Source organism: Streptococcus pluranimalium (assembly GCF_047785745.1).
GTDB lineage: Bacteria > Bacillota > Bacilli > Lactobacillales > Streptococcaceae > Streptococcus > Streptococcus pluranimalium_B.
In genome coordinates this window covers 1-10,940 of record NZ_JBLOJT010000055.1, presented here as the reverse complement: position 1 = coordinate 10,940, position 10,940 = coordinate 1, and the positions used below count along the sequence as shown (strand labels likewise).

Here is a 10,940-nt window from a genome sequence, read left to right as displayed (position 1 = left end):
GACTTTTTATATTGTACAATTGTCAACAGAATGCCGAGCATGAGCATTTCTGCAAACCTTATTTCTTTAATGATAGGATTTGATTTTTGAGTTGTAACTCTTGTACGGAAGCCATTTTTTTGAGTTTTTTGAGATCTTCTTTGTGAGTTACTAATGAAATAACTTGTCCTTCCTTCCCCATGCGTCCAGTTCTTCCAGCACGATGGGTATAGGTTTCAGGATCACGGGGGATATCAAAATTGATGACAGTTTCAAGGTTGTTGATGTCAATTCCTCTAGCAACTAGATCAGTAGCTAGTAGTAAACTTAATTCATGGTTTTTGAATTTCTCCAAGATAACTTTTCGCATTTTAACGTTGATGTCACTTGCGAGTGAGACAGCAGACGCTCCATTGAATTGTAGGCGCTCTTCAGCAGCTCCTAAATCAGATAGGTTATTGAAAAAAACTAGTCCACGAAAATCGGGGATGTTACTGAGTTTACGAAGAAATTCTAGGCGGTCACGCTTTTCAAGCCTAATATAGTAATGAGCAATAGCACTTTGTTCCTGATCAGAAAGGTCAATAATTTTGGTATCATCAGCTAAACTATCACTGCTTATCTTTTGAGTTGCAGATAGATAGACCATTTGATGATTGCGGGGAACATGGTTACTAATCTTAGTGACAAATTGTATTTGAGAATCGCTTAAGAGTTCATCGTATTCATCAAGCACAATTGTATTGATGTTCATCATTTTAACTTTTTTAAGTTTCACTAGTTCAAAAACACGCCCGGGTGTGCCGATGATGATTTCAGGTCCTTTTTTTAGGCGTTCAATTTGTCTTTTTTGGCTAGATCCTGAAAGCAGTAGCTGCGGGGTCAATCCGATTGGTTCCGCCCATGTTTTGGCAACGTCAAATAATTGACCAGCTAATTCACTATTAGGAGCTAAAATGAGTAATTGTTGTGCTTTTTTAGGCGTCAGTGTCAAGAGTAGAGGCCACATATAAGCCAATGTTTTACCAGTACCAGTTGGGCTAATGCCTAAAACATTTTCACCAGCAGATAAGGGGGAAAATAGCTCCTTTTGGATAGGTGTTGTGTCGTTAAATCCAAGATCAGCAAGTTTGTTCTGCCATTCTTTTGGGAGATGTTTAATCATGGTGATTCCTTTTATTTTTTCTGTAGATTTGCTTTATATTATAGCATGAATTGTGATATAATAGCTAACAATGTTGTAAAAAATGGAGCGAACAATGCGTAAAAAACCTATTATTATTGGTGTCACTGGTGGTTCTGGTGGTGGAAAAACCAGTGTTTCTCGAGCAATTTTAGCTAATTTTCCAGATGAAAAAATTGCTATGATTGAACATGATTCTTATTATAAAGATCAGGCTCATCTGACCTTTGAAGAACGTGTGAAGACTAATTATGATCATCCACTTGCTTTTGATACAGATTTAATGATTGATCAGCTCAATGAACTCATTGAAGGTAGACCTGTGGATATTCCTGTCTATGATTATACTCAGCATACCCGTAGTAGTAAGACTTATCGCCAAGAACCACAAGACGTCTTTATTGTGGAAGGTATTCTTGTTTTAGAAGATAAGCGCTTGCGTGATTTGATGGATATCAAATTGTTTGTGGATACAGATGATGATATTCGTATCATCCGTCGTATTAAGCGTGATATGGAAGAACGGGGACGTAGTTTAGATAGTATTATCAATCAGTATACCAGTGTGGTTAAGCCCATGTATCATCAGTTTATTGAACCTACTAAGCGTTATGCTGATATTGTTATCCCAGAAGGTGTGTCTAATACCGTTGCTATTGATTTGATTAATACCAAAGTGGCAAGTATTTTAGGCGAATCTAATTAATGAAAGAGTCTTGTTAAGAAAGTTGTAAAATCGGTGGATTATGTAAGGATGATTCACTGATTTTTTAGTAGGGAGAAAAATGTTAACGGTATTATTGATGGCATTGTTTATCTGGAATTTGTTTGTTTTTTTAGCCTACGGCTATGATAAAATTCAAGCGATTAAAGGAGGGTGGCGAATATCGGAACCCTTCTTACTGACCATCACCTTATTTTTAGGTGGCCTAGGAGCTTTGATTGGTGGCAAATTATGTCATCATAAAACACAGAAATGGTACTTTGTCTGGTCATGGTGGTTAGGGATTTTGTTGATTTTAGGGGTGATGGTTTTCATATTGTTTCTTCAAAATGTGTGAGCTGTTTTTTTGTAATTAAAAAGTATTTACAATTGAAACTAAAGTATAGAATAACTAAATTGTGAAAAATATTAAAGAGATTATTATTTTTAGCTTGAATTACCAAGCTATTTGAATTATAAATAAGGGCACCTCTAAAAACTCCCTAAATTTCGCAAAAATGAGATAATAGAATCAAAAGTAATGAGGAGAGCTGTCATGCATTTAGTCACAGACGATGAAAAAATTTTGTCAAAACTATCAGAGAAAGGTAATCCCTTAGAACGTTTGGATGCCATTATGGATTGGACTATCTTTCTTCTTTTGTTATCAGAGTTATTCAGTCCTAAAGATAAAGCCATCAGTCGTGGCGGTCGTCCTCACCTAGACTATCTCATGATGTTCGAAGTGCTCTTGCTTCAACGTCTTCATAACCTATCTGACGATGCCATGGAATACCAACTACTGGATCGTCTATCTTTTCGTCGGTTTGTTGGTTATCATGAAGACACTGTTCCAGATGCGAAAACTATCTGGCTCTATCGTGAGAAATTAACCAAGTCAGGTCGTGACAAGGCGTTGTTCGATTTGTTCTATGCCCATCTCACAGATGAAGGGTTGATTGCCTATTCAGGTCAGATTGTGGATTATGTCAAGACAACTACTGGCTACCACCTAAAACTCAGCCCTGATAGGGTTACCAATCTCTTAAGGACGAGGCGAAAGTGTTGGTTGGATAATTAAGAAAGAGAGTTAAGAGTTGAGACACTCCTTACTTCTAGCAGGACAACCCACAGAATATCTTAAACCTTATTATCATGTGACTTATCGTGTCTTACAAGATGCTAGTCATCAGCTTTATTTAGATGATGTCGCAGGGCTTGTGGATGGTATTGTGGATTTTTTAAAGCCAGCATAATTATGGTATAATAATATCTATGATTAATAGTATAAAAAAAGATAATTACGAGATTTTGTTAGCTCAAGCGGAAGGCTTATTTGCCAATGAAAACAATGCTTTAGCTAATCTGTCAAATGCTTCAGCCATGATTAGAACAACTCTACCCAATACCGTTTTTTCAGGTTTCTACCTGTTTGATAGGCAAGAATTGATTTTAGGACCTTTCCAAGGTAATGTTTCTTGTGTACATATCGCCCTTGGTAAAGGTGTTTGTGGTGAATCTGCTGAAAAGAATGAAACCTTGATCGTTGACGACGTAACCAAGCATGCTAATTATATTTCCTGCGATTCAGCAGCCATGAGTGAAATTGTTGTTCCGATGGTGAAAAATGGCAAATTGATTGGTGTTCTTGACTTAGACTCAAGTGTTGTTGGTGACTATGATGAGATTGATCAAGAATACTTAGAAAAATTTGTTGCTATCTTGCTTGATAAAACACGTTTTAATTTCCACATGTTTGGAGTAGAAGATTAATGTACCAAGCCCTTTATCGTAAATACCGGAGTCAACGTTTTGATGATATGGTTGGACAGACGGTTATTTCGACGACTTTAAAAAAAGCTGTTGCTTCAGGTAAAATCAGCCATGCTTATCTCTTTTCTGGTCCGCGAGGAACTGGAAAAACTAGCGCAGCTAAAATTTTTGCCAAGGCTATGAACTGCCCTAATCAAGTAGATGGCGAACCTTGTAATCAATGTGATATTTGCCGTGATATTACTAAGGGAAGTCTTGATGACGTTATCGAGATTGATGCGGCATCAAATAATGGTGTTGATGAGATACGTGATATTCGAGATAAATCAACCTATGCACCAAGTCGAGCAACCTATAAGGTCTACATCATTGATGAGGTTCACATGTTATCCACAGGTGCCTTTAATGCCTTGTTGAAAACCTTGGAAGAGCCAACGGAGAATGTGGTTTTTATCTTAGCGACTACGGAGTTACATAAGATTCCAGCCACTATCTTGTCTCGTGTTCAACGATTTGAATTCAAAGCTATTAAACTAGCTGATATTCGTGAGCATATGGCAAGCGTTCTTGATGAAGAATCAGTACCTTATGATAAGGATGCACTAACGCTTATTGCCGGAAGAGCTGAGGGAGGCATGCGTGATGCTTTGTCTATTTTGGACCAAGCGCTATCCCTATCGACTGATCAAGGTGTTTCTCGAGAAATCGCCGAGGAGATTACTGGCTCAATCAGCTTAGCTAGTTTGGATGCTTATGTTGAGTGTTTGATGATAAGTGACACAACTGCAGCCTTAAATCACTTAGAAATCATTTTTGATCAAGGTAAAAGCATGAGTCGCTTTGTAACAGACTTGTTGCAGTACCTGAGAGATCTGTTAATTGTTCAATCAGGTGGTGAGAATACCCATATCAGTCCTATTTTTGAAGCTAATCTAGCTTTGGAGTCCCAAACGATTTTTGACATGATTGATGTGGTAACAGATGGCTTACAGCAAATAAAGCAAGGAACTCATCCTAAAATTTATGCTGAAATGTTGACCATTCGTTTATCTGAAAGAATAGCTAAAGGGAGTCACGAAACGCATTTACCGGATGATGTTTGGCAACAGTTTCAGGAAATGAAAAATGAGATTGCCCAGCTTAAAGAAAAATTAGCTGAAACGCTCAACCAATCAGCATCAGTTTCTGTGACTAATCCAACAAAACGTACAACACGTTTTAAAGTGGATCGTGAAAAAATCATAACGATTATGCAGGAAACGGTTGAGGATTCTGAAAAATCTCGTCAGTATTTGGAAGCTTTGAAAACCTCATGGAATGAGATTTTAGATTCTATTACCCCACAGAACCGTGCCTTGTTATTAGGTTCGGAACCTGTTTTGGCTAATAGTGAGAATGCTATTTTAGCTTTTGATGCAGCCTTTAACGCGGAACAAGTCATGAAACGAACAGATTTGAATGACATTTTTGGTAATATTATGAGTAAGGCGGCTGGTTTTTCACCAAATATCATGGCTGTAGCTAAATCAGATTTTAACAACATTCGAACAGAGTTTGCCAAACGAATGAAATCAGCTAAACAGACCGAAGAAGCAGAGGAAGCAAAGGCTACTATCCCAGAGAATTTTGCCTTTCTCTCTGATAAAATTTCCACAGTAGAAGACTAAGTTAAATCAATATTTATTAATATCAATCGTTTTTAACGTTGAGCTAGACAAGCAATCTCCCATGGAAGGTGAAATTAAAAGTACACGGTAAGGTAAGTCGTATAAATTGGTTAGCTTAATTTGACAATTAGTAGTGTTTCAAGTCCTATCTCTTCTCTTAGTATTTTAAACAGATTGTAACCCGTGGTTTGGCAATACATATACGCTCTAATTGACAAAGAATGTTAGTCGGAATTGTTAAGGACAATTTACTCCAAAAGAAAGAATTAGTGGTATAATAAAAATCACTTTAAGTATGAAGAGGTTTAGTAGAACTTGAAACACGTAATCAATAAAAGAATTGACTTTATCCTGATAATTCCTGTTATTTTATTGATAATCACTGGTTTTGTTGCGATATATATTGCAACGATTCACGACTATCCTGATAACATTGTTCAGGTGATGTTGCAACAAGTTGCCTGGGTGATTATTGGTTTAGGAATTGCTTTTGCTGTGATGCTTTTTTCGACAGAATTTTTATGGAAAGTTAGTCCTTTTTTATATGTTCTTGGGCTAATTCTTATGATTTTGCCACTCTTTTTTTACAGCCCTGCTATAGTAGAGTCAACAGGATCTAAAAACTGGATAACTATAGGGAATACGACCCTGTTTCAGCCTTCAGAGTTTATGAAAATTTCTTATATTTTACTCTTGTCTGAAGTTGCTATATGGTTTCATGGACGCTACCCTGAACAGAGTGTCAGAAATGATTTGAAAATGTTAGCTAGTTTTTTATTAGTAACCTTACCGATTTTAATCCTTCTTGGTTTACAAAAAGATATTGGTACAGCCATGGTTTTTCTAGCTATTTTTATCGGGATGAGCTTTCTATCAGGAGTGAGTTGGAAGATCGTTCTTACCGTCTTTTTGGTTAGTTTGGTATCCTTCTTGACCTTTATAGCAGTTTTTTTATGGGAGCCTGGACGTGAATTTCTATATCACATGGGGATGGATACTTATCAAATCAATCGAATATCTGCTTGGTTAAAACCATTTGATTTTGCGTCAAGTATTGCTTATCAACAAACGCAAAGTATGCTATCAATCGGTAGTGGTGGCATTTTTGGAAAAGGTTTTTCTGTTCTTGAATTAGCTGTCCCAGTTCGAGAAAGTGATATGATTTTTACTGTCATTGCTGAAAATTTCGGTTTTGTGGGATCAGTAGTGACGTTATCCCTTTATTTATTGTTAATTTATCGAATGATATTGATTACTTTAGAATCTAATAATCAGTTTTATACTTACATTTCGACAGGGTTTATTATGATGATTCTTTTCCATATTTTTGAGAATATTGGGGCAGCTATCGGCATATTACCCTTGACAGGTATACCTCTACCCTTTATTTCACAAGGGGGGAGTTCACTGATTTCAAATTTAATTGGTGTTGGCTTAGTCTTATCAATGGCTTATCAAAATAACATGCAACGAGAAACAGAGAGAAATGCATGATAGTTGATTGAAGGCTTAAATTCAGAACATCTTTCTTTAGAATTTTATAAAATCTATTTGTAAGGTTAAGGTATTATTGATTTTTAGAAAAACACCAAAGAAGCTGAGTTATTTCAGCTTTTTTTCTTACTAAAATACAGTAAAATAAGAATAATTGTGATATAATATACCCTATGGTTGTTTGTCTATTCTTACATTAATTGGTAAGAATTAGAGAATCAAAGATTCATAGAAAAACAGGTGATTTTTGATAATCACGATGACAGAAAGAGTAGCAGATGACAGAAGAATTAAAAGACTTGCAAAATAAGGCTAGTGACTATGATGCCAGTCAAATCCAAGTTTTAGAAGGTTTGGAAGCTGTTCGTATGCGTCCAGGGATGTATATTGGTTCAACCTCAAAAGAGGGTCTTCACCATCTTGTTTGGGAAATTGTAGATAACTCTATTGATGAAGCCTTAGCTGGTTTTGCTGGACATATTGAAGTATTTATTGAGCCGGATAATTCGATTACAGTTATTGATGATGGACGAGGAATTCCTGTAGATATTCAAGAAAAAACTGGTCGCCCTGCAGTTGAAACCGTCTTTACAGTTCTTCATGCTGGAGGAAAATTTGGCGGTGGAGGCTACAAAGTATCGGGTGGTCTTCATGGTGTTGGGTCATCTGTTGTTAACGCCTTATCAACACAATTAGATGTTAAAGTTCATAAAAACGGTAAAATCTATTACCAAGAATATCGTCGTGGTGTTGTTGTTGATGATTTAGCAATTGTTGGGGATACAGATTTACAAGGAACAACGGTTCACTTTACACCAGATCCTGATATTTTCACCGAAACAACAGAATTTGATTTCGCCAAATTAGCTAAACGTGTCCAAGAATTAGCTTTCCTTAACAAAGGTTTGCGTATTTCAATTACTGATAAACGTGAAGGTATGGAGACGAGCAAGGAATACCATTATGAGGGTGGGATTGCTAGCTATGTCGAATATATCAATGAAAATAAAGACACTATTTTTGAGACTCCTATTTTTACTGAGGGTGAGATGGATGGTATTGCAGTTGAAGTAGCGATACAGTATACGACGACTTATCATGAAACTATCATGAGTTTCGCCAACAATATTCATACACATGAAGGTGGAACACATGAGCAAGGCTTTAGAACAGCTTTGACTCGTGTTATCAATGATTATGCTAGACACAATAATATCTTAAAAGAAAAAGATGATAACTTGACAGGGGATGATGTTCGAGAAGGATTAACTGCGGTTATATCAGTAAAGCATCCCAATCCTCAGTTTGAGGGGCAAACAAAGACAAAGTTGGGAAACTCTGAAGTTGTTAAAATTACCAACCGTCTCTTTAGCGAAGCTTTCAATCGTTTCCTCTTAGAAAATCCACAAGTTGCCCGTAAAATTGTAGAAAAAGGGATTCTAGCATCTAAGGCTCGTATCGCTGCTAAGCGTGCCCGCGAAGTAACCCGTAAGAAATCAGGTCTGGAGATTTCAAATCTTCCAGGGAAACTAGCCGATTGTTCTTCAAATGATGCTAGCCAAAATGAGCTCTTCATTGTTGAGGGAGATTCGGCCGGAGGATCTGCAAAATCAGGACGTAATCGTGAGTTTCAAGCTATTTTACCTATCCGTGGTAAAATTCTCAATGTTGAAAAAGCTACAATGGATAAAATTTTAGCCAATGAAGAAATTCGCAGCCTATTTACAGCAATGGGAACAGGGTTTGGTGCGGAATTTGATGTTTCCAAAGCTCGCTATCAAAAATTGGTGATTATGACAGATGCTGATGTCGATGGTGCACATATTCGTACATTACTTTTAACGTTGATTTACCGGTTCATGCGTCCTGTGCTAGAGGCTGGTTATGTTTATATTGCTCAGCCACCGATTTATGGTGTTAAAGTTGGTAGCGATATAAAAGCATATATCCAACCAGGAATCAATCAGGAAGAAGAATTGAAGAAAGCTTTAGCTGATTACAGCCAAGGACGTTCAAAACCAACTGTTCAACGTTACAAAGGTCTGGGAGAGATGGATGATCATCAGCTTTGGGAAACGACCATGGATCCTGAGAACCGCCTAATGGCTCAAGTATCAGTTGACGATGCCGCTGAAGCAGATAAAATCTTTGATATGCTTATGGGGGACCGAGTTGAACCCCGTCGTGAATTTATTGAAGAAAATGCTGTATATAGTACGCTTGATATCTAGAGTCTGTCTAGTAAAAAAGAGGTGCAGAGAGCTTTTTAGTGTGATATAATCGTTATGCTAAAAGACTCATAACAAGGAAGATAACTAAGGAGAAATACATGTCGAGCGGAATTGTATTAGTGATAGTAGCAATCGTTGTTTTAGTGATTGTCGCCTATCTTATCGCCGTGTTAATACGAAAAAGAAATGACTCATTAATCGAAAAACTCGTTCAAGAAAAAACTGACATTGAACAGTTACCTGTTGTTTCTGAAATAGAGGATGTCAAGTCACTGCATCTGATCGGCCAAAGTCAGGCTAATTTTAGGGAGTGGCAACAAAAATGGGATGACATTTCATCGAATTCTTTAAAGGAAATTGAGAAGCAATTATTTGAGGCTGAGAATCTCAATGATACTTTTCACTTCTTTAAAGCAAAGTCAGAAATTGATAAGGTTGAAAGTCAATTAGCGTTAATTCGTGAAGATATTGCTGCTATTCGAGAAGCTCTTGATATTTTAAAAGCTCAAGAAGAGAAAAATAGTGCGCGTGTCAAACATGCTCTAGACTTGTACGAAGAGCTACAACAATCAATTAACGAAAACAGCGATAATTATGGCACGACTATGCCAGAAATTGAAAAGCAACTCAAGAATATTGAAAAAGAATTTTCGCAGTTTGTAACGTTGAATTCATCGGGAGATCCTGTTGAAGCTTCTGCCCTTTTGGATAAAGCCGAAGAGCATACCATTGCTTTGGGACAAATTTCAGAGAAAATTCCGGCTATCGTTACGAAGTTAGAAGATGATTTTCCTGATCAGTTGGATGATTTAGAAAGTGGTTACGCACGACTTCTTGAAGAAAATTATCATTTTAAAGAAAAAGATATTGAAATTCGTTTCCAAAATATTCGTGATTCTATTCGTTCAACGTCAAATGGGTTGGTTAGTCTGGATCTTGATCAAGCTAATGAAGGTAATGAAGATATTCAAGAGCGTATCAATGAGCTTTACGATATTTTTGAACGTGAGATTGAGGCGCACGGAAAAGTTGTTAAAAATAGTAAGATTATTCCTGATTATCTAGTTCATGCAAAAGCTAACAACGTTCAACTAACAAATGAATTAAATCGTCTTTCTAAAAAATATATTCTAAATGATGGACAAAACGTTAATATCCGTCATTTCTCTGATGAGTTGGAAACAATTGAAGAAAAGATTTTACCAAGTGTTATGAATCTTGAAGAGCAAGAACAGCCATTTTCTTTACTTGATGGTCGCTTAGAGGATGCACTTCAGACCTTAGCACGTATTGAAAGTGCCCAACTTGAAGTGGCGGAAGAATTGAGTGCAGTTGAGCGAACCGAAGCTAATGCTCGTGAAAAATTAGATTACTATATTAATAAACTTCACATGATTAAACGTTATATGGAAAAACGTCATCTGCCAGGAATTCCTCAAGAATTTTTAAGTGTCTTTTTTACAGCAAGTGCGCAACTTGAGGCTTTGATGGAAGAGTTGAGTCGTGGTCGTATTCATATTGAGACGATAGCAAGAATGACCGAATCAGCAACATCTTCATTAGATATGCTAGAAGAAACGACCTATCGTGTTGTCCAAAATGCTGCATTGACTGAACAATTGCTACAATATTCAAATCGTTACCGTAGTTTTGAACCAGGGGTTCAAAGTAGTTTTGAACATTCTTTAAAATTATTTGAACAGGATTACGATTATCAAGGAGCATTTGAGGAAATTTCATATGCTTTAGAGACTGTAGAACCGGGTGTAACAGATCGTTTTGTAAACTCTTACGCAAAAACACGCGAAGAGATTTTACTATAACAACAGATATTTCGAAAAAACTAAATACTCTCTTAGAGATAGACAGTGACATACTTACAGTCACTAGAAACTCCTAAGAGAGTTTTT

Annotated in this window: 9 protein-coding genes and 1 pseudogene; 9 read left to right on the top strand and 1 reads right to left on the bottom strand. The window is 36.8% G+C overall.

Annotated features, from left to right (window positions below):
* Nucleotides 1-58 precede the first annotated feature (58 nt).
* A complete protein-coding gene (locus ACMZ6U_RS06800) occupies nucleotides 59-1,144 on the bottom strand; it encodes a DEAD/DEAH box helicase (RefSeq protein WP_416107369.1) in 1,086 nt (361 codons plus the stop codon).
* Nucleotides 1,145-1,238: 94 nt separating this feature from the next.
* Here ACMZ6U_RS06800 and udk point away from each other — a divergent pair, with 94 nt between their 5' ends.
* From udk to ezrA, 9 genes and pseudogenes are all read left to right on the top strand, one after another.
* On the top strand, nucleotides 1,239-1,868 hold the full coding sequence (udk, locus tag ACMZ6U_RS06795; protein WP_416107367.1) for a uridine kinase: 630 nt from the start codon (nucleotides 1,239-1,241) through the stop codon (nucleotides 1,866-1,868).
* Nucleotides 1,869-1,947: 79 nt separating this feature from the next.
* On the top strand, nucleotides 1,948-2,223 hold the full coding sequence (locus ACMZ6U_RS06790) for a DUF1294 domain-containing protein (RefSeq protein WP_416107365.1): 276 nt from the start codon (nucleotides 1,948-1,950) through the stop codon (nucleotides 2,221-2,223).
* A 198-nt stretch (nucleotides 2,224-2,421) separates the two neighbouring features.
* Nucleotides 2,422-2,850 (top strand): annotated as a pseudogene (locus ACMZ6U_RS06785) (transposase); the annotation flags it as partial.
* A gap of 112 nt (nucleotides 2,851-2,962) precedes the next feature.
* On the top strand, nucleotides 2,963-3,121 hold the full coding sequence (locus ACMZ6U_RS06780) for a hypothetical protein (RefSeq protein ID WP_416107364.1): 159 nt from the start codon (nucleotides 2,963-2,965) through the stop codon (nucleotides 3,119-3,121).
* A gap of 19 nt (nucleotides 3,122-3,140) precedes the next feature.
* Nucleotides 3,141-3,638 (top strand): GAF domain-containing protein, encoded by a 498-nt coding sequence (locus tag ACMZ6U_RS06775; RefSeq protein WP_416107362.1) that lies wholly within the window; start codon nucleotides 3,141-3,143, stop codon nucleotides 3,636-3,638.
* Nucleotides 3,638-5,305, top strand: a complete 1,668-nt coding sequence (gene dnaX / locus ACMZ6U_RS06770) for a DNA polymerase III subunit gamma/tau (RefSeq protein WP_416107360.1) — start codon at nucleotides 3,638-3,640, stop codon at nucleotides 5,303-5,305. Before ACMZ6U_RS06775 ends, dnaX begins: the two co-directional genes overlap by 1 nt.
* A 315-nt stretch (nucleotides 5,306-5,620) precedes the next feature.
* Nucleotides 5,621-6,799, top strand: a complete 1,179-nt coding sequence (locus ACMZ6U_RS06765; protein WP_416107358.1) for an FtsW/RodA/SpoVE family cell cycle protein — start codon at nucleotides 5,621-5,623, stop codon at nucleotides 6,797-6,799.
* 278 nt (nucleotides 6,800-7,077) lie between these two features.
* Nucleotides 7,078-9,030, top strand: a complete 1,953-nt coding sequence (gene gyrB, locus ACMZ6U_RS06760) for a DNA topoisomerase (ATP-hydrolyzing) subunit B (protein WP_416107356.1) — start codon at nucleotides 7,078-7,080, stop codon at nucleotides 9,028-9,030.
* Nucleotides 9,031-9,128: 98 nt separating this feature from the next.
* Entirely contained in the window at nucleotides 9,129-10,853 is a 1,725-nt protein-coding gene (gene ezrA, locus ACMZ6U_RS06755; RefSeq protein WP_416107354.1) for a septation ring formation regulator EzrA, read from the top strand.
* Nucleotides 10,854-10,940: the final 87 nt, after the last annotated feature.

Coding starts and splice junctions, on each gene's coding strand:
- ACMZ6U_RS06800 (WP_416107369.1), bottom strand. CDS start 1,144: ATGATTAAACATCTCCCAAAAGAATGGCAGAACAAACTTGCTGATCTT.
- udk (WP_416107367.1), top strand. CDS start 1,239: ATGCGTAAAAAACCTATTATTATTGGTGTCACTGGTGGTTCTGGTGGT.
- ACMZ6U_RS06790 (WP_416107365.1), top strand. CDS start 1,948: ATGTTAACGGTATTATTGATGGCATTGTTTATCTGGAATTTGTTTGTT.
- ACMZ6U_RS06775 (WP_416107362.1), top strand. CDS start 3,141: ATGATTAATAGTATAAAAAAAGATAATTACGAGATTTTGTTAGCTCAA.
- dnaX (WP_416107360.1), top strand. CDS start 3,638: ATGTACCAAGCCCTTTATCGTAAATACCGGAGTCAACGTTTTGATGAT.
- gyrB (WP_416107356.1), top strand. CDS start 7,078: ATGACAGAAGAATTAAAAGACTTGCAAAATAAGGCTAGTGACTATGAT.
- ezrA (WP_416107354.1), top strand. CDS start 9,129: ATGTCGAGCGGAATTGTATTAGTGATAGTAGCAATCGTTGTTTTAGTG.